The 23,608-nt window shown below is 67.9% G+C and carries 21 protein-coding genes; 9 read left to right on the top strand and 12 right to left on the bottom strand.

All coding sequences use genetic code 11. From position 1 onward, the window contains the following. Window positions 1-114: 114 nt before the first annotated feature. Entirely contained in the window at window positions 115-1,284 is a 1,170-nt protein-coding gene (locus tag ACFVJ5_RS29965; RefSeq protein WP_379225233.1) for a serine hydrolase domain-containing protein, read from the top strand. 55 nt (window positions 1,285-1,339) lie between these two features. On the opposite strand, the gene ACFVJ5_RS29960 is transcribed toward ACFVJ5_RS29965, so the two are convergent. Next, window positions 1,340-2,008 (bottom strand): hypothetical protein, encoded by a 669-nt coding sequence (locus ACFVJ5_RS29960; RefSeq protein WP_379225231.1) that lies wholly within the window; start codon window positions 2,006-2,008, stop codon window positions 1,340-1,342. Window positions 2,009-2,222: 214 nt separating this feature from the next. On the opposite strand from ACFVJ5_RS29960, the gene ACFVJ5_RS29955 reads away from it, so the two are divergent. Then, window positions 2,223-3,482, top strand: coding sequence for an oxygenase MpaB family protein (locus ACFVJ5_RS29955; protein ID WP_379225639.1), 1,260 nt, complete (start codon window positions 2,223-2,225; stop codon window positions 3,480-3,482). 17 nt (window positions 3,483-3,499) lie between these two features. Continuing rightward, on the top strand, window positions 3,500-4,564 hold the full coding sequence (locus tag ACFVJ5_RS29950) for a lipocalin-like domain-containing protein (protein WP_379225229.1): 1,065 nt from the start codon (window positions 3,500-3,502) through the stop codon (window positions 4,562-4,564). 21 nt (window positions 4,565-4,585) lie between these two features. Here the strand turns inward: ACFVJ5_RS29950 and ACFVJ5_RS29945 are convergent, their stop codons facing one another. Continuing rightward, window positions 4,586-5,212, bottom strand: a complete 627-nt coding sequence (locus tag ACFVJ5_RS29945; protein WP_379225227.1) for a TetR/AcrR family transcriptional regulator — start codon at window positions 5,210-5,212, stop codon at window positions 4,586-4,588. A 270-nt stretch (window positions 5,213-5,482) separates the two neighbouring features. On the opposite strand from ACFVJ5_RS29945, the gene ACFVJ5_RS29940 reads away from it, so the two are divergent. Then, window positions 5,483-6,034: a hypothetical protein gene (locus ACFVJ5_RS29940; protein WP_379225226.1), complete on the top strand. Its 552-nt coding sequence runs from the start codon at window positions 5,483-5,485 to the stop codon at window positions 6,032-6,034. 56 nt (window positions 6,035-6,090) lie between these two features. Here ACFVJ5_RS29940 and ACFVJ5_RS29935 read toward each other — a convergent pair whose 3' ends face one another. Genes ACFVJ5_RS29935 through ACFVJ5_RS29910 form a run of 6 tightly spaced genes read right to left on the bottom strand, consistent with a single transcriptional unit; the run spans window position 6,091 to window position 14,427 of the window. Continuing rightward, a complete protein-coding gene (locus tag ACFVJ5_RS29935; protein WP_379225224.1) occupies window positions 6,091-7,560 on the bottom strand; it encodes a serine/threonine-protein kinase in 1,470 nt (489 codons plus the stop codon). Continuing rightward, a complete protein-coding gene (locus ACFVJ5_RS29930) occupies window positions 7,553-8,785 on the bottom strand; it encodes a hypothetical protein (protein ID WP_379225222.1) in 1,233 nt (410 codons plus the stop codon). The genes ACFVJ5_RS29935 and ACFVJ5_RS29930 overlap by 8 nt, the downstream gene beginning before the upstream one ends. Before the next feature lie 3 nt (window positions 8,786-8,788). Beyond that, window positions 8,789-10,231: a serine/threonine-protein kinase gene (locus ACFVJ5_RS29925; RefSeq protein WP_379225220.1), complete on the bottom strand. Its 1,443-nt coding sequence runs from the start codon at window positions 10,229-10,231 to the stop codon at window positions 8,789-8,791. Beyond that, complete coding sequence (locus tag ACFVJ5_RS29920; RefSeq protein ID WP_379225218.1) at window positions 10,218-11,756, bottom strand: serine/threonine-protein kinase; 1,539 nt, start codon at window positions 11,754-11,756, stop codon at window positions 10,218-10,220. The genes ACFVJ5_RS29925 and ACFVJ5_RS29920 overlap by 14 nt, the downstream gene beginning before the upstream one ends. A 5-nt stretch (window positions 11,757-11,761) precedes the next feature. Continuing rightward, the gene (locus ACFVJ5_RS29915; protein WP_379225216.1) at window positions 11,762-12,961 is read right to left on the bottom strand and encodes a hypothetical protein; all 1,200 of its coding nucleotides are present in this window, start codon (window positions 12,959-12,961) and stop codon (window positions 11,762-11,764) included. Beyond that, entirely contained in the window at window positions 12,958-14,427 is a 1,470-nt protein-coding gene (locus ACFVJ5_RS29910; protein WP_379225214.1) for a serine/threonine-protein kinase, read from the bottom strand. The genes ACFVJ5_RS29915 and ACFVJ5_RS29910 overlap by 4 nt, the downstream gene beginning before the upstream one ends. A gap of 198 nt (window positions 14,428-14,625) precedes the next feature. Between ACFVJ5_RS29910 and ACFVJ5_RS29905 the strand changes: the two genes are divergently transcribed. Then, window positions 14,626-14,838: a hypothetical protein gene (locus ACFVJ5_RS29905; protein WP_379225212.1), complete on the top strand. Its 213-nt coding sequence runs from the start codon at window positions 14,626-14,628 to the stop codon at window positions 14,836-14,838. On the opposite strand, the gene ACFVJ5_RS29900 is transcribed toward ACFVJ5_RS29905, so the two are convergent. Continuing rightward, complete coding sequence (locus ACFVJ5_RS29900; protein ID WP_379225210.1) at window positions 14,839-15,765, bottom strand: SMP-30/gluconolactonase/LRE family protein; 927 nt, start codon at window positions 15,763-15,765, stop codon at window positions 14,839-14,841. A 180-nt stretch (window positions 15,766-15,945) separates the two neighbouring features. Beyond that, entirely contained in the window at window positions 15,946-16,584 is a 639-nt protein-coding gene (locus tag ACFVJ5_RS29895; protein WP_379225208.1) for a TetR/AcrR family transcriptional regulator, read from the bottom strand. Between the two features lie 137 nt (window positions 16,585-16,721). Between ACFVJ5_RS29895 and ACFVJ5_RS29890 the strand changes: the two genes are divergently transcribed. Next, window positions 16,722-17,354, top strand: coding sequence for an NAD(P)-dependent oxidoreductase (locus ACFVJ5_RS29890; protein WP_379225207.1), 633 nt, complete (start codon window positions 16,722-16,724; stop codon window positions 17,352-17,354). Between the two features lie 172 nt (window positions 17,355-17,526). Here the strand turns inward: ACFVJ5_RS29890 and ACFVJ5_RS29885 are convergent, their stop codons facing one another. After that, window positions 17,527-18,153: a TetR/AcrR family transcriptional regulator gene (locus ACFVJ5_RS29885; RefSeq protein ID WP_379225205.1), complete on the bottom strand. Its 627-nt coding sequence runs from the start codon at window positions 18,151-18,153 to the stop codon at window positions 17,527-17,529. 217 nt (window positions 18,154-18,370) lie between these two features. Between ACFVJ5_RS29885 and ACFVJ5_RS29880 the strand changes: the two genes are divergently transcribed. The 3 genes from ACFVJ5_RS29880 to ACFVJ5_RS29870 are packed head-to-tail and all read left to right on the top strand — an operon-like array spanning window position 18,371 to window position 22,018. Then, entirely contained in the window at window positions 18,371-19,498 is a 1,128-nt protein-coding gene (locus tag ACFVJ5_RS29880) for a polyprenyl synthetase family protein (RefSeq protein ID WP_379225203.1), read from the top strand. 34 nt (window positions 19,499-19,532) lie between these two features. Then, window positions 19,533-21,059, top strand: coding sequence for a phytoene desaturase family protein (crtI, locus tag ACFVJ5_RS29875; protein WP_379225201.1), 1,527 nt, complete (start codon window positions 19,533-19,535; stop codon window positions 21,057-21,059). Next, window positions 21,056-22,018, top strand: coding sequence for a phytoene/squalene synthase family protein (locus ACFVJ5_RS29870; protein WP_379225199.1), 963 nt, complete (start codon window positions 21,056-21,058; stop codon window positions 22,016-22,018). Before crtI ends, ACFVJ5_RS29870 begins: the two co-directional genes overlap by 4 nt. A 3-nt stretch (window positions 22,019-22,021) precedes the next feature. Here ACFVJ5_RS29870 and ACFVJ5_RS29865 read toward each other — a convergent pair whose 3' ends face one another. Further along, window positions 22,022-23,509 carry an SDR family oxidoreductase gene (locus ACFVJ5_RS29865; protein WP_379225197.1) on the bottom strand — a complete coding sequence of 496 codons (1,488 nt, stop codon included), beginning with the start codon at window positions 23,507-23,509 and terminating at the stop codon, window positions 22,022-22,024. Window positions 23,510-23,608 lie beyond the last annotated feature (99 nt).

Genomic DNA, 23,608 nt, shown 5'->3' with positions numbered 1-23,608 from the left:
CGTGCGCTGGTCAGCGACTGACTCCCCGACGAGCCTGAGCCGGTTGAGCCCCGCAGACGCGTAGATTCGACCTTGCTGTGATCGTGAGTGTTCCTCGACGAAGGGATCTCTGTCATGAGCAAGTCGCCCAGGCATCGCGGATGCCGCAGAGCATGTGCGGTGCTCGCGGTCGTGCTCGCCATCGGCACGGGCGGCTGCGGTACGGAGGAGAAGTCCGACGATTCCGCGTCCTCGGCGGTCGAGAGTGCCGAAGCGGCGAAGATCGCCGATATCGTTCGCGCCAAGATGACCGAACTCGACCTCAGCTCGGCGGTCTACGGCGCATGGCGGGGCAGTGAGCAGATCGCCCTGGGGGCGCTGGGCGGATCACCGCTCGGTGTACCCGCGACCGCGGATATGCGCTTGCGCGTCGGCCAGCCCATGGAACCCATGCTGTCCACGGTCCTGTGGCGACTCGACGGACAGGGCGTGCTGAAACTCGACGAACCCATCGCCCGCTGGCTGCCCGATTTCCCGCGCGCGGACAAGATCACCCCGCGGATGCTCGCCGACAGCACCTCCGGGATCTCCGACTATGTGACCGAACCGGAGTTCCTGAAGATCTTCGGTGAGAACCCGATCCGCGAATGGACCGCGCCGCAACTGCTGGAACGCGCCAACGCGCGCCCTCCGTTGTTCGAGCCGGGCACCAGCTTCGCCTACGCCCACAGTGACCTGGTCGTCCTCGGCGAGGTCCTGCAGAAGGCAGCGGGCAAGCCCCTCGGCGATCTGATCGCCCAGCACATCACCGAACCACTGGGCATGCACGACAGCAAGGTAGTACTCACCCCGCAGGTCGACGAACCGATCCTGCACGGCTACACCAACGAACGAAACTTCTTCGAAGACTCCACCTTCTGGAACCCCACCGCCTTCCTGCACAGCGGCAACATGAACTCCACCGTCGGCGACGTCGGCCGCTGGGTCCGCGCCCTCGGCACCGGCGAACGACTCACCCCCGACCAGTTCCAGCAGATGATGGGCCCGTCGACCGCGGGCCTCGGCCCGTTCACCACCGAAAAATACTTCGCCTTTGGCGTGGTCCACCTCGCCGACTGGCTGTACATGAACCCGTCCTACGGCGGCTACGACGGCGTCGCCTTCTACGACACGAAAACCGAGACGACCGTCGTCGTCTACGACACCCTCGGCCCCACTTCCGACTCCGATCAGAACAACGCCGTCAGCATCGGCACGGAGATCGCGACTCTCCTGGTCCCCGACCGACCGCCGGCGATCCCCTGAGCAGCCGGCAACGCCCTTCTGCCGAATTCGGTCGGTAGGGAATACCGGCCCTCAATCACCGGTTGCGCAGGACTTCGAGGCGGCCGTTGACCGACGCCAGGCGACATCCGGCTGTGCCGGTGGCCAGCAGCATGTTGGCGACTTGGAGTAACAGGACCAGGGATGGCTTGCCGGAGGTGGACCGGCGGGGCCATTCGTGCCAATAGCGCGGTGGGTCGTGGCAGGTGTCGGGACCGGTGGGTAGTCGCAGGCGATCACCGGGTGTGAGGACGGTGATGTGGAGATCGGTGAGGGCCCTGACTGCATCGTCGGACAGGGGCGCGGTGCGGGCGAGCATCGCCCAGCGGTGCAGCGGCACATAGGGCGGCGCCGTGGCGAGGGTCGGTACCGCCAACGGGTTGTGGTCGTAGGTGGCGGCGGCCAGTCCGGCGGGAACGAGAAGCGCGGTGACAGTGTCGTCGCACACCAGCTCCACGCCCGCTCCGTCGGCGGTGATGTCGGTCGGTAGTCCTCGGTGCTGGTAGGCGTTCACCCAGTCCAGGGGGTTGTGCGGCTGGGGTGTGTTCGGCCAGGGGAGACCCCGGGATCCGTTCAGGACCTCCCACGCGGCGGCGCCGAGCTCGCACTCGTGGCGGCGGTGGTCGAACCAGTACCGGCGGGCGTCGGTGGGGGAGAGTGCCAATGGCGGGCTGTCACAGTCGAACTCCTCGTTCTCGAGTCCCATTGGTGTTCCTCCGGTATCGGATGGCGGCCGATGGCAACGGACGCGGGCACCGACGATCGTGCCACACGCTTCCATACTTTCAGGTATGGAAAAGTGTGCTTCATAGTATGGTCGGTGGATGTGACGCCCAGCGGTGTCGTTCAGCGAATTTCACGTCAGGAGGCCGACATTGGCCGAGTTCGTCGAGGATCGTCTCCAGCGGGTCACGAACACCGTGGACACTGCGCGATCGCCGTCGACATGTCCCACCGCTTTTCGCTACTGGGAAGCCCGCAGTACGCCGACAGTGCGTCGGATCGAACGCGCTTTCACTGCCCTGACCCGGCAACCGCTGTTCCCCAGCGACGAACAGGCGGCGGCCCTGTGTGAAGACCTGTTCACCGGCGACCCGGTGGCCGAGCGATTCGTCGCCGAGGTGATGCACGGCGAGATCGGTCCGAAAGCCGGGCGCGCGATGCTGGAGACGGCACTGGTCGAGGGCATCGACGCCGTCGCGGACGCACCGGACTCCATGCGCGCGTTGTTCGCCGAATTCGAAACGGTGCCCGACTGGGTGGTTCCCGAACTGGTGGAACAGGGCGCGGCGATCTGGCGACGCTGGGGCACCATGCTGTTCAGTTTCGCCGGCGCCGAAACCCTCGAGATGTACACCGAAGCCGCCGTCGCGACCCCGCTGTCACTGGCAGGCGGCTACGCCGGAGACAGCGCGCTGCGCCGGTTCCTGGAGACCACCCGATTCTGGATGGACGTCTCGGCCCGCGAGGCGCTGCTCACCCCGGGATCGGCGGGCCGAGCCACGGCGCTGAAGGTGCGCGTCATGCATGTCTCGGTGCGGGCGAAGGTCGCCGACCATCCCGAATGGGACATGCGGCGGTGGGGTCTGCCGATCAGCCAGACCTATCAGATGCTGACCCTGCTGGCCGGGAGCGTGACCCCCGGACTTGGCTTGTGGGCGCTGGGCTACCAGACCACGCCCTCGGAAATCCGTGCGCTGCTGCACTTCCAGAAGTACATGGGCCACCTGCTCGGTGTGCGGTTGCGCTGGTACCCCGAGACCGTGCGCGACGCGCTGCGGGTGCTGGCCATGACGATGGTCTCGCGGTCCTATGACGCGGGGCCGCACGGCACGGAATTGATCGAGTCGTACCCGGCGGCGTTCGCGCCCCGCGACGGGCACCGCGGCCTGACCCGGTGGCGCGAAATGTACAACTACCGGATCAATTCCGTGTACTCCGCGATGTACATGGCGCCGCGAACCCGTCGTCGCTACACCATGCCGCCCGCGTTCCCGTGGATCGTCGTTCCGATCGCGCGATTCCCGCTGATCACCGCGATGGAGATCGTGCGCCGGGCCTGTCCGCCGTTCGCGCGGGCGCACGAGAAACTCATGCTCGCGCATCGCGAGAATTGGTATCGAGCCCAGATGCAGGGCCGCACAGCCGCGTTCGACGCCAGCGGCGCACTGCGCCGATGAACCCACCGAAGGTAGCCATGAGAACGTCCGACATCGTCGAAGCGTGGAACGGGCCCGGACGTCGCGACGGCGTGCTGACGCCGGTCGAGCCCCGGCACAACGCGTTACATCCGTCGTCGAGCGCACTGGCCTTCGAACACTGGTACTTCGACGCGCACCTCGACACCGGGCACGTCGTGATCGGCTTCCTGATCAAACGCAGGCCCGAGGATCTGCCGCTGGCCAGACCCTGGGTGGAGATGATGGTCTATTCACCCGACGGCACCCTCCGTCAGGTGTCCCAGCGCTACCGCCGTTCGGCCACCTCGTTCTCGGCCGAGGCCTGCGACGTGCGCATCGGTCAGAACACCGCACGCACCGTGTTCGACGCCGACGGGCAGGCGACCCACCACCTGCGGATGGCCGAGGGTGGCATCGCCTTCGACCTGCGATTCCACAACGAGGTACCCGGTTGGATGCCGGGCCAGGGCGAAACCCGCTTCGGCACCAAGGATTCCTTCGGCTGGATGGTCGGCGCTCCCCGCGCGCGGGTGACCGGCGCGATCGAGCTCGACGGTGTGCGGCACGAGGTCACCGGACGTGGGTATCACGACCACAACTGGGGCGTCGGGGACATGAAGAAGATCATCGAGCGCTGGCATTGGGGTCGGCTCTATGTCGAGGACTACTCGTTGCTGTTCGCCTCGGTATCGACCCAGCAGCGCAGCGGCGGGCACGAGATCAGCCCGTTGATGCTCGCCCACCACGACGAGATCGTGCTGTCCACCGGCGAGACCAGGCTCACCGAGGGGCCCGAACGCTTCGACGCCACGGCGGGACGCACCTACCCCGAATGGGTCGAGCTGCATGTACCGGACCAGCTCGACCTACGGTTGGACGTGGTGCGCGTGCTCCACGCCCACGACCTGCTCGACGATCTTCCGGTGGTGCGATCGCGGGTGGTCAAGCCGCTGATGCACCGATTCGTCGGGCACCCCGGCTACTTCCGGTTCGAGTCCACCTTCGACCTGAGCGTGCGCACCGGCGCGGGAACACAGCGACGAACCGGTTCGACCCTGCACGAACTGGTCGCGCTGACCTGACCCGCACCCGCGCCCGGACGATCAGCCCGGTGTCTGCCCGCTGGTGATGAATCGGAAGAACTCGCGGCGTTGCTCCTCGGTCGGCACCGGCAGGTTCTGGTTGCCGTGCACGAAGCCGATTCCGGCGAAACACATCAGACCCGCCCGCATCTGGGCCTGCTCGGTCGAGAACCCCATGTCGACGAGGGTGTCGGACAGCGTGTGAAATATCCGCTGATCCAGGGCTTTCACGGCCTCGGCCACCTTGGCGTTCGTCCGGGCCCAGTCCCGGACCGCGAGTTCGACCTGCCAGACCCGTTCCCCGGTGAGCAACTCACCCATGCGGGCCAGTCGCTGCTGCGGTGGCAGCTCTTCGAGGTCGTGAAAGCCCCGCGCCGCGTCATTGTGGTCGGCGCACCAGAACTGCGCGGTGGTCTCCAGGAGTTGATCGATGCCGTCGAAGTGCCAGTAGAAGCTGCCTTTGGTCACCCCGAGTTCGTCGCACAGGGTGGAAATGGTGATGGCGGCGACGCCCTTTCGCAGCAGCAGGCCGAGTGCGGCGGACGTCCAGTCCTCGACCCCGAGCCTGCGTGCTCCGCGGCCGGCCGCCGCCGCTTTGCGCTTGGACACCGGCTCGGCCGGTCGCGAAGCCCTGGTCCCCTCGGTCATGGCCGCCTTCCGTGTGCGCGTGATAGCGAGCTTATCGCGCGGCACACGGCGTGCCGGTCGACGACTGGACGCACACCGACTGGTCGGTAACGAGGCGCGCGGGGAGAGGCGGTGCTCCCGGGGCGAATTCTGCGGCGATTTGTACTCCGCGCGGGCACGTACTCTGTTGAGTGCCTGCACATTTGGTGACCGTAGACCGTAGGATGGAGCCTGATGGACCACACGGACCCTTTCCCCCGCCCTATTCCCGTCACGGTACCGAAGCTGCTAGTGGGCTTAGGGTCAGCGTTGGTCGTCGCCGCGGCAATCGCCTCCTTCACCTTCACCTCCACCCTCGCGCGGGTAGCCGGAGTTCCCGAGCACCTGACCTGGCTGTGGCCGGTGGTGGTCGGTCTCACCGTCGCGCTGGTCGCCTGCACGTTCATCACGTTGGTGGGCATCCGCGACGAGAAGGCCACCTCCCTGGTGCGGGTCTACGAGCTGTTGCTCGTCGCTGCCGTGCTGTCGAGCATCTGCGGAAATCTGCTGTCGATCTCCCGCGATCCGATCGAGATGGGAACTCTGGGCACCGCGATCGTGGTGTCCGTCCCCCCGATCTGCCTGATGATCTGCGTGGGTAACTACCTGCTGCTCACAGCGGTCGTCCCCGTCCGCATCGTGGCCGCGATCCGTGAGGACGATTGGCGACTGAGAGTCCTCGGCATCCCCAGTGAGTCGGCGCCGTCGAAAGAGTCGACCCCTGCCCGCCACGACAGTGACTGGTGGGACCAGCACCGCAGCGAAGCACGAACTCCACCGACGACACCGAGAACCCGGACGTAGAAAACCGGCAGGCGCCGGCCGCATCGACCTCATATCTGTGCGTTGTCGGCGCCTGCTCAGAGAGGGGCGTTTCGCCACCATCGGTCGTAGAGGTCCTGGCCCGAGGTGCCGCCCGAGACTCCGAGGGCGCACCGGGAACGGGTGCCGTTCTCGAACTCGACCAGCAGCTCGCCCGTCGGGCCCCCGATGCCTTGTGCGTCGTTCCAGCGGGCGTGCCCGCGACCGCTCGGCCGTTGCCAGTTCTCCTCGCCGACGAAAACCGCGGTGGCCGAGGAGACGTAGCGCTCCGCCGGTTCGTCGGTTCCGCAGGTGAGCAACAAGCGGAACACCGGGTTCTGGTCACCGTTGCACGCCAGCGCGTTCAACGAGTCGCGGGTCTGGCGCGCGTCGATCGGACGTTGGTTGCCGTCGACCGCGCTGCAGCGCAGACCTTGGTAGCCGCTGTCTGCCTGGGTCTTCGGTAGCAGCTCGGGAAAAGCGTCGATGACCCACTGGTGGGCCGACCAGGAATTCGGGTCGATCGGAGCCGTCGACGTCGCCGCAGCCGTGCTCTCCTCGGGCGAATCACGGTTCAGCACAACCACACTCGTGACGGCCGCCGCGATCACCGCCGTCAGCGCGCCGACCGCGATGCCGAGGGTGCGCCGACGCGCCGGTCGACGCCCCACCGCCACCACTTCGGTAGCGACGCCGAGGACGGTGGCGGCGTCGACGGCCAGCGCACCGCAGCTCGGATAGCGGCGCTGCGGATCCTTGGCCAGTGCGCGGGCGATCACGTCGTCGATCCGGCGCGGCAGTTCTGCGGCCACCGCGCTCGGGCGGGGCGGCGGGTCGGACAGGTGAGCCGCGATCACCGCCTCGACGCTCGGTCGCGGGAACGGTTTGGCGCCGGTCAGCAATTCGTACAGGGTGCAGCCCAGCGCGTAGACATCGGCACGGTGATCGATCGTCGTGCCGGTCAGCTGCTCGGGGGCCGCGTAGGCGACGGTCGCCAGAATGGTTCCGGCCTGGGTCAGTGTCGTCGCGGCCGCGGCCTTGGCGATGCCGAAATCGGTGACCGCGACCCGATCCGGTTGTCCAGGAATGGATTCGACCAGAATATTGGCCGGTTTGACATCGCGGTGCAGCATCCCGGCCCGATGCGCGTGATCGAGTCCGCGAGCCACCCCGGTGACCAGATGCGCGACACGATGCGGCGTGAGCGCGCGGTCGCGCAGCAGGGTGGCGGCGTCGGGGCCGTCGATGAAGCGCATCGCGATCCACAGCTGACCGTGCTCGATGCCACGGTCGTAGACGCCGATGATGTTCGGATGGTCCAGGCGCGCGGCGAGTTCGGCTTCGCGACCGAAGCGCGCCCGGAACTCGGGGTCGGCACCGAACTCCGCCGACAGCACTTTCACCGCGTCGCGGCGCGGCAACCGGGGATGGGCGGCGACGTAGACGGTGCCCATGCCACCGACACCGAGTACCCGCTCGATCCGGTACCCGGCGAAGACCGTGCCCGGCGGCAGCGGACGGCTATTCACTGCGTACCAACAGCGCGTACTGGGCAGCGCTCTGCTGTCTGGCGTGCGCCGGACTCCGCCCGAGGACCGAGGCGGTGTACCTGCCGTAGAGCACATGGCAGTAGACCTGGGAGGGCGACGCCGGGTGCTGATCGAGGTCGTTGCAGTAGACATCCGGCACGCCGACCGGTGTGTCGATCAGGGTCGCGGGATCGGCTGCCTGCCGCTCCTTGGTGAAGACCCGGCGCGCGGTGACCGCGTCGGGGAACCGCTCGACCAGATTGTTGCCGTTCACGGCGACGACTTCGATCTGATCCTGAAAACCGAAGTGCTTCATCAGCCGGGTGGCTCGTGGACCCAGCACGACGCCGCCGATCGCGATCGAGGCCGACCAGCCGGCATTGGCGTCGGTGTCGGCGGTGATCACCGTCGGCGTAGGCCAGTGCCCGGCGCCGAAGGGAAGCACTCGCGCGACCATGCCGTCCCGGTCGAGTGGCAGTTCGGTGAACCGGTCCGGCGCAGTCGGCTGGAAATCCTGCAGCCGGGGGAGCTGGACGTCGAAAGTCTTGCGCACCATGGCGAGCAGCGCGGCCTGGTCCGGGCTGGTGTGCGCGGCCAGCACACTGACGACGAACGATCCGTGCGCGAGGGTGGCCGCCATGGTGGGCACGGTCGGGCGCCAATGCGCGAACGCCCCCGGGTACTCCGCGATCCGCACCGCGACGTTGTCGGCAGTGACCGCGGCGTCGGTGGCGTTCATCTGCCTGGCCGCCAGCCGCGCCTTCGTGTCGTCCGGGAAGCGCAGCAGCAACACGGTGAGCAAACGAGCGGAGCCGATCTCGGGTGCTTTGCCGCGGAAGTTGACATCGCTGCCACTGACCGCGAACCCGGCGAGCATGTCCTGGGATTCGAGCACGTCGCGGACCGGCTCGGCCAGAATTCCGGCTGCTTTCAACGGTGTCGGCAGCGGCGCGGTCCGGTTGGAGATGCCGTTGGTCAGGGTCGGATCGACCTCGACCGGATCGAGCACCGCTTCACCCATCCGCACCGATTCCAGCACCCTGCCGTACTTGTCGGTGCTCGAGGTCGGCGGCGTCAGCGGGTCGACGCTGTTCGAACCCACATCAAGGGCGGCCAGGTCGAGCTGTTGCGGGACCGGTTCGCCGGGGCGCACACACCCGCACAGCACCGTCAGCGCCGCGGCCAGAACGGCCACGGTTCGGATTCGCTCACCACGTGAGAGCATCGGCTACCCCTGTCCCAGTGGAGCGTCCGGCCACCAGCGCTCCCACAGCACCGAACCCGACGTGCTGCCGGAGATACGCAGCTTGCAGAACTGACGGTCGGGCCCGTCGAACATCACGTCGAGTCGGCCGATCGGTGAGCCGTCGTCGGCCGTGATGGTTCCCCATCGGACCTTGCCGCTCGCACCGTCGCGTGTCCACAGTTGCTCACCCTCCACCGCCAGATTCGCTGTCCACGCCGGAATCTGGGTGCGATCCGATCGGCAGACGACCGAGAGCGTTTCGACCGGGTTCCGGTCACCGAGGCAGAGCACACCGCCGACATCGACCTGCTGATCGAGCGCGAGCACCTTGCCGTCCTGGTCGACGTGCAGACAGTTGTTGACGTCCTGGTATCCGACGGCAAGCGGTGCGACCGGCAGTAGGTTCGGCAAGGTCTCAGCGGCCAGGGCGGCCGCGCCCCACGCGTCGGAGTTCGTGGCGACCCGGGTCGGGGCAGCGGAACCGGAATCCTCACCGGCGAACCCCATCGCCAGCGAAATCGCCGCCGCCACAGCCACAACGGCGGCGACCGCCACGCCGGTCAGCAGTCGGCGCGGCTCGGCGTCGGCCTTCGGTGCGCAGGCCGCACGCGCGGCAGCCGCCAGCTCACCGCAACTCTGGTAGCGCTGAACGGGGTCCTTGGCCAGCGCCCTGGCGATCACCGCGTCCAATTCGGCGGGCACCCGAGCGTTTTCGCGTGACGGTCGGGGCGGTTCGTCGGACAGGTGCGCGTACATCACCGCCGCGGGACTGCTGCGGGGGTACGGGACCGTTCCGGTGAGCAGCTGATAGAGCGTGCACCCCAGCGAGTACACATCGGCGCGATGATCCACCGGGTCGCCGTTGATCAGCTCGGGCGCGGCGTAGGCCAGCGTCGCGGTGAATCCCGTGCCCTCGGCGAGGGCTCCGTCACCCTCGGCGGTGCGGGCGATCCCGAAGTCGGTGACCAGCACCCGATCCGGTTCCCCCGGTTCCGCGGTGAGCAGCAGGTTCGCGGGCTTCACATCGCGATGCTGCAGGCCGACCCGGTGGATCTCGTCGAGACCGTTCGCCGACTCGGTCACGATCCGCAGCGCCCGCTCGACCGGAATCGCGGTCTCCTGCCGGATCAGCTCGGCGACATCGCCACCGTCGACGAACTGCATCGCGATCCACAGGCGGCCGTCCTGCTCACCGCGATCGCGGACCGCGACGACGTTCGGATGTTGCAGCCGCACAGCGACTTCCGCTTCGCGTAAGAACCGGGCGCGAAATTCCGCGTCGTCGGTGTAGCGGTCGGACAGGATTTTCAGCGCATCGTGTCGGGGAAGTCGAGGGTGGCGCGCGAGGTACACCTCGCCCATGCCACCGGCACCGAGTCGCCGTTCGATCCGGTACCCGGCGAACTCGTCGTCAGAACGGAGCATCTGCCCACCACCGGTTGTAGAGTTCCTGGCCCGTTGCCGCGCCGATCACGACGACCATGCAGAAGTTTCGGGTCGGTTCGTCGAACCCGATACCGACCAAGCCGAGATCGCCGGTGGACAGGGTCATGGTCGACCACGTCACCCGGCCCCGCCCGGTAGCGCGTTCCCACTTCTGGTCACCGAGCACCACGGCACCCGGTTCGTTCACGAGGATGAAAGGGTTCCGGTTCGTCGAACAACTCACGTCGACATCGCGGATGGGGTTGTTGTTGCCGGTGCAGGTGATGCGGGCGACTTCGTCGGGCATCAGGTCCAGATCAGCCGGCCCACCGGAACCCACCGCCATGGCGGCGCACCGAATGCCCTGATGTCCGGTTCGGGTCGGGGTGGCCGGCAGCAGCCCGGGCAGCGCGTCGACGATGAAGGCATAACGTCCCCAGGTCACCCCGGCGCTGCGGGTCGGTGTGACGGGACTCGCCGTCGAATCGTCGGGGTCACGGACGACCACCACGGCGACGGCGAGTGCCACCACCAGCATGATGACGGCTGCGGCCACGGCGGCATACCGCAGCCGTGGATTCGGTTGCCGTGCTGATGGTTTCGGCGCGGGTGCGACGGGGCGATCGGTGACGGTCGGCGGCGATACGGGTGGTGCGGCCGCGACCACGGTGTGATCGGCCGCCACACCGAAGGCGCCGGCCGCCGCCGCGGCCAGTGCGCCGCACGACGAATAGCGCTCGTCAGGGTTCTTCGCCAGCGCGCGGGCCAGCACCGCGTCGATCGCAGGCGGCAGTTCCGGCCGAAGGGTAGTCGCCCGCGGCGGCGGCGCCATCAGATGCGCCTGCATCACCGCGACCACCGAATCGCGGGGAAACGGTTTCGTGCCGGTGAGCAGTTCGAACAGGGTGCAGCCCAGGGCGTAGACATCGGCGCGATGATCCACACGCTGTTCGGTCAGCAGTTCCGGCGCCGCGTAGGCGAGCGTCGCCACGACCGTCCCGACCGCGGTCAACGCGGTGCCGTCACCGGCTGCCCTGGCGATGCCGAAATCGGCGACCAGCACTCGATCCGGTGCGTCGTCGACCGGCTCGAGCAAGATATTGGCCGGTTTCACATCGCGGTGCAGCAGGCCGTGGCGGTGCGCCTCGTCCAGCCCGCGCGCGGTCTCGGTGACGATGTACACGGCCCGCGCCGGCGGTATCGGCGACTCGCGGCGCAGCAGCGCGGCCACATCGGTCCCGGCCACGAACTCCATCGCGATCCACAACTGGCCGTCGTGCTCACCGCGATCGTGCACCGCGACGATGTTCGGATGATCGAGCCGGGCGCTCAATTCGGCCTCGCGCAGGAAGCGCGCCCGGAATTCCTCGCCCGCACCGGCGTTCTCGGGCAGCACCTTGATCGCATCGCGGCGGGGCAGCCGCGGATGCGCGGCCACATACACCGTGCCCATGCCGCCGGTGCCGAGCACCCGCTCGATCCGGTATCCGGCGAAAACGGTTCCCGGGGGAAGGGTTTCGGTCATCGCCTCTACTCGCTGTTCACCAGCAGCGCGTACTGCGCGGCCGCTCGTTGCAACACATCCTGGTAGTCCCGGCTGAAAACCACTCCGACATAGCGGCCGAACCGAAGACGGCAGCTGAACTTGGTCATCGGCGAGCTCTTCATCGACTCCGCGCAGTTGATGTCGACCATGCCCTTCGGTGGCGGAACCACGAATTGGTCGTTGTTGTTGGGCAGGTTGGCGAAGAACGCGGTCGCGGTCGCCGCGTCGGCGAAGCGCATCAGCCGGTCGTATCGGTTGAGGCCGACCAATTCGGCGACCTCGCGGGTGGGTTGGTAGAAGTGGCCCGCACGCGGACCGAGAACGATGCCGCGCGCCTGTACCAGGCTTTCCCACCCCGCGACTTCGCTGAAGTCGCCGAGAATCACCACCGGAAACGGCCACCGGCCCGGTGCTTCGGGCACCATGCGTCCCAGCATGCCGTCACGGTCGAGCGGCAGGTCGGCGAATTGCTCGGGCGGTGTGAGCACGATATCGCGCAACATCGGCCGCTGTTCCTCGAAAGCCTTGCCCGCCAGTGTTGTCAGCGCGGTGAGGTCGGGCGAGGTGTGCCCGGCCATGACCGTGACGACGAACGAGTCCACGGCCATCGTCGCCGCCAGCGTCGGCACCGACGGACGCCAGTGCGCGCGAGCCGTCGGGTGCCCGGGGATCGAGACAGCCACATTGTCCGCGCTCACCGCGGCGTCGGCGGAGTCGATCTCCTGTGCGGCCAGTCCGGCAGCTGCCGCATCGGGAAATCGCAACAGCGTGACCTGCAGAATTCGGGCACTGCCGATCGAGAACTCGGTGGAAGTATCAGTGGCGCCGACGGTGTAGCCGGCCAGCATGCCGTGGCGCTCCAGGACCGCGCGCACCGGATTGGCCAGCAGCGCGGCCGCTTTCGCGGCGGTCGGCAGGGGGTCCGAACCCGATTTCGTGCGGGGCACGGTCAATGCCGGGTCGACCCTGGCCGGATTGGCGACGGCCTCGCCGAGCCGAACCGATTCGACCACGCGCCCGTGATACTCACTGCCGCGTTCGGGCGCGCGCAGCGGGAAGCGGCTGTAGGGGCCGACATCGAGGGTGGCGGGGTCGGGCACGGGCATCGGATCACCGGCCACCGTGCAGCCCGAGACCGCGGTGAGGATCACGCCGAGGGCGACCGCGAGGGGTGCGAGTCTCACAGCGGCGCCTCCGTCCACCAGGCGGCTCGCAGCTCGGTACCGTTCTGCGCGCCGGTGACGACGATGTAGCAGAAGCTGCGGTCGGGATCGTCGAAGTACAGCCGCAGGTAGCCCGTGAGCTGCGGGGCCTTGTAGAGGTCGAGATAGGTTCCCCAGTGCAGATTTCCGTGGCTCGACGGCCTGGTCCACTGTTCGTCGCCCTCGGCGCGATCGTAGGTGGGCGGCGGGGCGATCGGCGAGCGGTCGGCGTTGCACACGAGTTCGATCGTCTGCACCGGTTCACGATTGCCGAAACACATGATCCGCCCGGTCGGGACGAAGACGTCGACGGGCAGGTCCCGCATCTTCTCATCGGAGGGCTTGCACCCCCACATCTCCTGATATCCGGTCCCGAACTGTGAGGCGGGCAGCAGTTCCGGAAATGCTTGCGCGACATAGGTGTACGCGCCCCAGGACACCGGGTCGACCGCGGTTTGCGGACCGAGAGCGATCGCGGCCGGCGCGTGTTCGGTGGAACCGGTTCGGCCGACGCCGAGCACCGCGGCCGTCAGCGCGATCAGGACAGCGGCGGCCAGCGCGCCGCAGACGAGCGGGCGCCGCCGGGTGGGTGCCCGCACCGCGGCCAGCCGGACCGTCCCCTGTGCGGCGGCGGACACGGCCGCGGCCAACGCACCGCAGGTCGGATACCGGTCGCCGGGGTTCTTCGCGAGCGCGGTCGCGATCACCTCGTCGAATCCGGGTGGGAGCCCGGGCTTGTCGAGTGCCGGCGGGGCTTCGTTCAGGTGGGCGTACATGACCGCGGCCGGAGTGTCGCGGGGGAACGGCACCGACCCCGTCAGTAGTTCGTAGAGCACGCAGCCCAGCGCGTACACGTCGGTTCGGTGATCGATCGCCCCGCCGTTGATCTGCTCGGGCGCGGCGTAGGCCAGGGTCGCGCTGAGCCCGGCGCCGGTCGAACTCGTGGGTGCGTCGGCGGGCCTGGCGATGCCGAAGTCGGTGACCAGCACCCGGTCGGGACGGCCGTCCTGTTCGGCGACAAGGATATTGGCCGGTTTCACGTCGCGGTGCAGCACACCTTTGCGGTGCAGCAGATCGAGTCCCTTGGCGACCTCGGCGATGATCCTGACCGTCCGGTCCAGCGGCAGCGCACCCGGTCCACGGCGGATCAGCTGGGCGAGGTCGACACCGTCGACGTACTGCATCGCGATCCACAACCGGCCGCCGTGCTGACCGCGATCGCGCACCGCGACCAGGTTGGGGTGGTTGAGCCGGGCCGCGATCGTGGCCTCGCGCAGGAAACGCTCACGGAACACCGCATCACCGGAATGCCTGTCGGACAGCACTTTCAGCGCGTCCTTGCGCGGTAGCCGCGGATGCCGGGCCAGGTAGACCGTGCCCATACCGCCCATGCCGAGGCGCCGCTCGAGGCGGTACCCGGCGAAATCCATGCCCTCAGAAACAGTCAACCGTCGTGCTTCCCGAACCGATCGGCGCCGGGACCCTTCCGGCGCGAGTCGACCGACCCATGGTCGACCGGCCGACTATAACCCGACTGGCGGTCGTGTCACCGGTCGATAGTTCGAGTGCTCTTCGACGTGGTTCTCGATGAGCGCCCCCGCAATTCGGGGCGTGCGCGCCGTGAGGACGCACGGCACGGTGGAACCATGAACAAGCTCGCGGCGTCGTCCGCACTCGCTCTCTTCCTGCTCGCGTCCGCCGTGGGCGCGAGCTCCGCGCACGCCCAGCAGCCGGTGGCGGACACCGGCTCGTCGAGTCTGGACGTGCTCTGCAGCCCGGTCGGCGGCCTGCTGGTCGCGGTGGGCAGCGCCGAGAATCCGTACGGCCCGCTGCTCGTGGCGGTCTGCCTCAACCGGTGATCAGGGCGGTGTCAGCTTGGTGACCGTGCCGAGAAAACTGGTGACGTACAACGACTTCGGGTCCCAGCCGGGGCCGGATCCGAATCGTGCCGACGAGGACAAGGGCAGGCCGTCTGCGATCGCGCAGGTTCGGCCGGTGTCCACATCGACCTGCTGGACACTGCCCGCGACGTTGAGGGTGACGTAGGCCTTGCCGTCCTGGCCGACGGTCAGATCGTCGGCCGAGTTCAGTGGTCCGATGCCGGGAATCACAGCTTGTCGCGGCGGGCTTTCGGGATCGGCGTAGTCGACGGCGGCGATGACCGAGGTGGGGTTGAACGTCGTCGAGACGATGAGCCGGTTGCGCTGCGCGTCGAACGCGAGGCCGTTGGTGGAGCTCAGTGACGGCGCGTACGGTGTCGCGATGTTGTCGGGTGTGACCCGGGTCAGGGTGCCGGCGCCGATGTCTCTGCTGACGACGAAGTCGCCGTTCGGCAACTGCGCCAACCCGTTCGGCATCGTCAGGCCGGAGGCCACCGTCTTCACGGTGCCGCTGTCGAGATGCAGGGCCTGAATCGTCCCGTCGGCGCGGTCGGTGAGGGCGGCGGTGACGCTGTTGCCCGTCGTGAAATACGCGGTGTCGCCGAGGGTCAGGATCGCCCCGGGACCCTCGACGTCGGTGACCGCGACGGATCGCGAGCCGTCGGCGCCGAGGCGGTGCAGGGCGCCGGCCGATCCGGTGGCGGATTGCTCAGCCAGCAGCAGACTTCCGCGACCGTCGAACCCCAGATTCTCGAGTATCCCGTACCCCGCCGCGACGGTGTGCCGAGCCCATTGTGCGCACGAAACCGGTTCGGCGGACGCGGTCTGGGCGGGCGGAAGGACGGCGGCTGTCGCGGTGACCGCTATCGCGGTGAGCGCGCGAGACATGGTGGGGGAGAGGGGCATCGGATTCCTCGGGGTCCGGGTCGGCAGCTCTGCCGTTGTCGGAGGCGGTGTTGTCGACGAGATCGGGCCCAGCCTAGGGGGACAGTCGTGGAACTCGCACCGAAACAACAGATCGGCCGTGGACGTCGGCGACGCCGCGGTGGGGCAATGAAGCCGGAGGTGCGGCAGGCGTCCCCAGCCTCACAGGTTGCCCGCTTCGAGGATGGTCAGCAGTCGGTCGGCCGCGTGGCGTGCTCGGCGGGTGATCTCTTCGGCGTCTGGCTGCGTTCCGCCGAGTAACACCTGGTCGAAGAGCCCGGCCTTCAGCAGGCCGCCGAACACCGCGGCCGCCTCGTACTTGTCGGCGATTCGCCAGCCCGACTGCTCGCGCCACCGGTCCAGATAGGACGCGAAGATCAGGCCGCCGCGGCCGAGGACTTCCCGCCGATAGATGCGCCCGAGTTCGGGAAAACGATCCGCGTCGTGCGCGACCACCCGGTAGAGCGCGAGCTGCTCGTCGGAGAGGGCATGGCGAAGGTACTCCTCGCCCGCGCGAACCAAGCCGATCTCGGGCGGATCGGTGTACCAGGCGGGGTCTCGGGAGGTTTCGCCTTCGGGTGCGCAGAGTCCCGCGATGACGGCGGTGAAGAGCTCGTCTTTCGTCTCGAAGTGGCGGTAGAGGGTCTTGATCGACACCCCGGCCTCGTCGGCGATCTTGTTGACCGAACTCGCGGCGTATCCCTCGTCGAGGAATGCCGTGCGCGCGGCCGCGACGATCTGGGCGCGCTTGCGCGCCATGAGCCCGGCCTTGGGATCGTCTGTCGCCCAAGTTCTGACCATGTGTCCGCCTTCCGTCTTGACCGACCTTACGACAGTAGTTACTGTCGTTTCAAACAACAGTAACTACTGTCGTGAGGGTGGGTCGCCCGGTGGGCGATCGCGATCTCGAACGACCACGCAGAGGCGGGGCTCGGAACATGAAACTGGTGGTCTTCGGTTCGACCGGGATGGGCGGCAGCGCCGTTGTCACAAAAGCGCTCGAACGCGGGCACGACGTGACGGTCCTCGCTCGCTCCCAGGCAGGCGCCGACAAAGCGCCACAGGGCGTTCGCGTCGTGCGCGGCGATGCGTTGGACCCGGCGGCCGTCGAGCGCACGCTGGACGGCGCCGATGCCGTGATCCAGTACCTGGGTGTCGGAGGACTCGGCGACGGCAGACCCAATGACCTCGTACCCGACGCCACGCGCGTGATCATCGAGAAGATGCGCGCGCACGGCATCGAACGACTCGTGTGCGCGAGCAACATGGGGTTGCCCGGTTCCGGTGCGTTGCTCTTCCGTCGCGTCCTGGTGCCGCTGTTCGCGCGCCGGCTGCCGCCCATCCTCGACGCCAAAGTGGCGATGGAAGCCCGGCTCGCGGCCAGTGAGCTGGCGTGGACAGCCGTTCGTCTCCCGGCCTTGAAGGCGGTGGCAGGCAAGGGAACCGTCAAGGTCGACGCGAGCGGGCGGGCGACGGGCTACTCCATCACCTGCGGCGATGCCGCCGACTTCATGCTCGACATCATCGAGCAACACCAACATCTGCGCGCAGCGGTCGGCATCTCCAACTGACAGCTCACAATCCCGGCCGACCCCGAATCGGACCCGATCCGCGGGCGTTCGGCCGATGCTGTCCTCACCCGGGAGGGGAGGGCGAGGGCGGCAACGGGGATGGGGCCGTTCACCTTTCGGTGGGCGGCCCTGTTCCGGTGATCGGGGTGACGCCGTGAGTGGGGCAATCCGGTCAGTCGACCGCGCGGGCATTCCGCTCGATGTCCGCGAGTGTCGCTATCAACCGCGCGGTCGTGGCGATCACCTCGTCGCGCACGCGCGTGTCCTCCAGTACGGCGGCGCGCAGGACCGTACCGAAACACGCACTGATGATCGTGAAGGTCAGCACGTCGTATTCGTGGTCGTCGCCGGGGCCGAGAATCTGGATCACCTGCATCTTCACCAGCAGGCGCAAGCGTATTTCCAGCTCGGGCATGCCGCTGCTGTAGAAATCCAACCCGGCTATGAGTGCCCGCACCAGGGGGACGTCGGTGGACATCTCGTCCATGATGGCTTCGAGTACGCCCAGGACGAGCTGCCCGACCGGGGTGTCGGAGAGATCGCGCACGCGTTCGGTGAATCGTCGCTCGATATTGCCCTGGATGCGCGAGAGGAGCTCGTCGACGATCATCGCGCGGTCGGGGAAGTATCGATAGACGGTTCCGATGCTGACCTCTGCGGCAGTGGCGATCCGGTTGGTCGAGGTGTTGGTGATGCCCCGCTCGCCGAAAAGCTCCGCTGCCGTGTCGAGGATGTGCTCGCGCGTTGCCTTGGCGCGATCCTGGGTGGGGCGACGCCGATCGGTCGATTTGGGCGGCATCGAACCCTCCTCCCCGGGCCGATCGGAAGCTCGGCGTCGGCAAGTCTAATTTCGGCGACGACGGCCCGAAATGGGGCGGCGCCCCAAATCTGGACAGCTCGATGATGGCCGGTCACGACGTGTGATCGGTGGTGCGCCCGCTGTGTCGGGAGGCTAGAGAGGCATCAAACGATGCGCAAACGATGCATTTTTGCTCGATCGGTGTCACAATCGACTGGTGGATGCCGAACGAACAGCAATCGCGCTTCGACCTTGCGAACCCGCCACCAGTGGCGTCGGTTCCGCGCGGTTCGAGGACTGGCTCTCGCGCACACAAAGCTCGGTACGCGGTCATGTCGATGAGTTCGTCCGCGAGCGCTGCCGGGCAGAACTCGACCCGGCGGGATTCTCGTTCCCGGGCCGGTTGATGATCGATTTCGCGTCGGGCGGCAAGTGCGTACGGTCGGTGTTCGTCTATCTCGGCTGGCTGTGCGGCGGCGCCGGGGAATCCGAAGCCGCGCTGCGTGCGGCCGCGGGCGCGGAGCTCTTGCATGCGTTCGCGCTGGTGCAAGACGACGTGATGGACGAGTCGACAGTTCGGCGGGGACAGCAGTCGGCACACCTGCGGCTCGCGGCGTGGCACCGCGATCAGGGGTTGTCGGGCTCGTCGGCCCGATTCGGCGAGTCCGCGGCGACCCTCATGGCCGACCTGTTCCTGGTGTGGGCTGAGCGCATGGTGCGCGAGAGTGGCCTGCCCGCGGCCGCGCTGGATCGGGCCTGGCCGCGCTACGACGCGATGCGCAGCGAACTGGCGGTAGGCCAGCTCGCGGATCTGACCAACGACGCGAACCGGCTTCCGAGCGTGGGCGAGGTGATGGATATCGCTCGTCGCAAGTCCGGCAATTACACCGTGCGCCGCCCGCTCGAGCTGGGTGCGGCGATGGCCGGCTGCGACGAGACGGTGATGCGCGTTCTCGGTGAATACGGCGAAGTGATCGGGGAGGCGTTCCAGCTGCGCGACGACCTTCTCGGCATCTTCGGCGACCCATCGACTACCGGAAAACCGACCGGAGACGATGTCCGGGAACGCAAGGCGACCACCGTGATCGCGCTGGCCGATCAGCTCGCCGAGCCGTCGGATCGCGCCCGGCTACGAGATCTCTGGCGGGCCGAGTCCATCGACGAACAGGCCGTAGCGCTCGCCCAGGCCGTGATCATCGACAGCGGCGCACGCCGGCGTGCCGAGCAGATGATCGGCGAGCGCGTCGAGCACGCACGGCGGCTCCTCGCGGACACCGGGCTCGAACCACCGGTGACCGACGCGCTGCACCGAATGGCGCTGTTGTGCACGCACCGCTCGCACTGACCGGCGAACCCGCCGCTTCCACTGAAAGGTAGCAATGCGAACGATATCGGGAACGACCGATGAGGTGGTCGTCGTCGGGGCCGGGCTGGCCGGACTGGCCGCCGCGCTGCACCTGGCAGGGCGCGGACGCACCGTCACGGTGGTGGAGCGCGATACGGTCCCCGGTGGTCGGGCCGGACGGCGCGACGTCGAGGGCTATTTGCTCGATACCGGACCGTCGGTGCTCACCATGCCCGACATCGTCGCCGACACCCTCGCCGCGGTCGGTGACAGTCTGGAGTCCCGGTTGGAGTTGTTGCCCGTCGCCCCCGCCTACCGCGCGCACTTCGCCGACGGCAGCGGGCTGGATGTCCACAGCGACGCAGCGGCCATGGAGGAATCGGTCCTGGCCTTCGCCGGACCGAAAGAGGTCGAGGGATATCGCCGACTGCGCGCGTGGTTGAGCGAGCTGTACCAGGTCGAATTCGACCGGTTCATCGCCACGAATGTCGACTCCCCGCTCGCGCTGCTCACGCCGGCGTTCGCGCGGTTGATCGCGTTGGGCGGATTCCGGCGCCTCGACGGGGCGATCGGATCGTTCCTGACCGATGAACGGCTGCGCCGGGTCTTCACCTTCCAATCGCTCTACGCGGGCGTTTCGCCACAACGCGCACTGGCGCTGTACGCGGTGATCTCCTACATGGACACCGTGGGCGGGGTCTACTTTCCGCGCGGCGGAATGCGTGCGCTACCCGACGCCCTGGCCGCCGCCGCTGTCGATGCCGGTGTGACGTTCTGTTACGGCGAGACAGTCAACGACCTGGAGCGGCGCGGATCCCGGATCACCGCGGTGCACACCGAGCGTGGCCGCCGAATTCCCTGCGACGCTGTCGTTCTGGCGACCGAACTCCCCACCGCTTACGAGCTGCTCGACCGCGTCCCGCGCCGGCCGGGCAGTTGGCGCCCGGCGCCGTCCGCGGTCGTCATGCACGTCGGTGTCCCCGAATCGGTGCCGACCGCTCACCACAACCTCGTCTTCGGCGCCGCATGGGAGCAGACCTTCGAAGAACTGATCGGTGCCGGAAAAGTGATGACCGACCCGTCGTTGCTGGTGACCCGCCCGACCGCGACCGATCCCACTCTGGCCCCGCCGGGGCGCGACCTGTTCACTGTTCTCGCCCCGGTGCCCAACCTCTACCGCAGCGGAGACCTCGACTGGGATCGTCGTGCCACCGCCTACGGCGAGGAGTTGGCTGCGATAGTCGAGAACCGGTTGGTCCCCGGCTTCGTCAGCGACGCCCGGGTCGTGCATCTGGACACGCCCGCCGACTGGCAGCGGCAGGGTCTGCTGGCCGGAACCCCGTTCTCGCTCGCGCACACCTTCGCCCAAACCGGCCCCTTCCGCCCCGCGAACCTGCCCCGCGGTGTGAGCAACGCGGTGCTGGCGGGCTGCGGCACCGTACCCGGCGTCGGTGTACCGACAGCACTGCTGTCGGGTCGCCTCGCCGCCGACCGCGTCACCGGCACGGTGTCCGCGTCGCGGTCTTCGACCTCGACCTCGATCGGAGGCGATCGACGATGATTCGCACGGAACTCGACGCGGCCGGTATCCGCGATGCTCGATTGCGCGAGGCGTACCAGCGCTGCCGAGAACTCAACGCGCGCCATGGCCGCACCTTCTTCCTCGCCACCCGGCTGCTCGCACCCGCCCAACGACCGGCGATCCACGCTCTCTACGGCTTCGCCCGGTGGGCCGACGACATCGTCGACGAACCGCTGATCGACGATTCAGCGGGCACTCCGGCGGAACGGCTGGACGCGGTGACGAAGGACCTGCACGACAGCCTCTCCGGTACTCCGGTCGACGACCCGATATTCGCCGCGCTGGCCGATACCGCCGCCAGATACGAGATAGACCATGTCCTGTTCGACGAATTCCTCGACTCGATGCGCATGGATCTGACCGTCACCGACTACCCCGACCGCGCCGCGCTCGACCGTTATGTGCACGGTTCGGCCGACGTGATCGGTCTGCAAGTACTGCCGGTGCTCGGCACCGTCGGCGAACGAGCCGATGCTGCCCCGTACGCGGCGGCGCTGGGAAAAGCGTTCCAGCTCACCAACTTTCTCCGCGATATCGCCGAGGATCTCGACCGCGGCCGGGTGTACCTACCGGCCGACGAGCTGGCTGCTCATGATGTGGACCGCACCAGGTTGCAGTGGTGTCGTTCTCGCCGACGCACCGACGCGAAGGTCCGATCCGCGCTGGCCGCCCAACACGCGATCGCGCGCGACTGGTATCGATACGCCGACAGTGGAATAGCGCAGCTACACCCGGTGTCGCGACCCTGCGTAGCCACCGCGGCGGTGCTGTACTCGGAGATTCTCGACCGAATCGAGGAGAGCGAGTTCGCGGTGTTCACCGCGCGGGCCACCGTGGGAAACGCGCGTCGAACCCGTGTTGCGAGTTCGGCGTTGGCTCGCGCGTTGTGGGCGCGGCGAGGCAGCCGCGCTCGCACACTGACGAACGCGGCAGGCTGAACTTCAGCTGGACGACACCGCGCCGTCGGCGGGAGTGTGTTCGGCGGTCCCGGTGATGTTGCGGACCATGCCGCCGAACACGGCGTTGTGAAACGGCGTGATCGCCTTCCAATAGAGGTGTCCGGCCAGACCGTGCGGCTGGAAGATGGCCCGCTGCCGATAGCGGGAGCCGCCGGTCGGGTCCGGTTCCACACCCAGTTCCAGCCACGCCAGGCCCGGGAGCTGCATCTCGGCGCGAAGCCGCAGGAGGCGGGGCCGGTCGATGTATTCGACGCGCCACCAGTCCAGGGCTTCGCCCGAGTGCAGGCGGCGCGGGTTCTTGCGGCCGCGGCGTAACCCGACACCGCCGGTGACACGGTCGATCCAGCCGCGCAGCGACCAGGCGAGAGGAAACGAGTACCAGCCGTTCTCGCCCCCGATGGCTTCGATCACCGCCCAGACGGTTTCGGGGTCGGCGTCGGTGTGCTGCTCACGGAGGTCCTCGTAGAGCGAACCGCCCGACCACGCGGGGTCGGTGGGCAGTGGATCCGACGGCGTGCCGAATGTGCTGGCATCGGACCAGCGGGTGGGTACATCGGCACGGCGAATACGAGTCAGCGCCAGCTCCACGGCACGTGGGTAGCGGGTGAGACCTTCGGCGGGATCAGGGATGTAGGAGGCGATATCGTGCTCGCCGCACACGACTTCATGGACGAGCGACTCGATGAGCGGTACGGCCAGCGCGCGCGGCACAGGAGTGACTAGGTTGACCCATTGCGCCGACAGCCACGGCGTGAGCACCGGAACCGGTAGCACCACGCGACGAGTGAGTCCGGCGACGACCGCGTATTCGCGCATCATGACCAAGTAGGTCATGACGTCGGGCCCGCCGATATCGAATGCGCGATTGACGTCGGCGGGCAACTCCGCGGCGTGCACGAGGTAGTACAGGACGTCCCGCACGGCGATGGGCTGGATCCGGTTGCGCACCCATCGCGGGGTGATCATCGCGGGCAGGCGTTCGGACAGGTATCGCAGCATCTCGAAACTGGCCGAACCGGACCCGATGATCACCGCGGCGCGCAGTTCCGCCGTGGGAACACCGGATTCGCGCAGAATTTCGCCGACCTCGGCGCGGGAGGCGAGGTGGCGCGACAGCGTCGCGTGCTCCGGGATGATGCCGCCGAGATAGACGATGCGGCGAACTCCGGCCGAGTTCGACGCGGCCGCGACGAGCCGCGCCGCCTCGCGGTCGATGTCGGAGAAGTCGTCCCGGGCCAACGAGTGCACCAGGTAGTAGACGACCTCCTGGTCGGCGACGGCTGCGCGCACCTGGTCATCGTCGGTGACATCGCCACGGACTATCTCGACCTGATCCCGCCAGGGAACCTCTGCCAACTTCTCCGGGGTCCGGGCCACCACCCGGACCTGGTGGCCGGCCTGGATCAGTTCGGGCACCAAACGTCCACCGATGTAGCCGGTTGCGCCGAAAACCACACACCGCATGCTCATCACCCGTTCCCTGTGCTCGTCAGCGGTCCGATCTTCGCTTTATTCGATGCATAAATGATTCATCATATCGGGATGGTGATCGTTGTGCGAGCCGTGCGC

The organism is Nocardia sp. NPDC127606 (genome assembly GCF_042671725.1).
GTDB lineage: Bacteria > Actinomycetota > Actinomycetes > Mycobacteriales > Mycobacteriaceae > Nocardia.
This window is presented reverse-complemented; position numbering and strand designations above follow the sequence as displayed.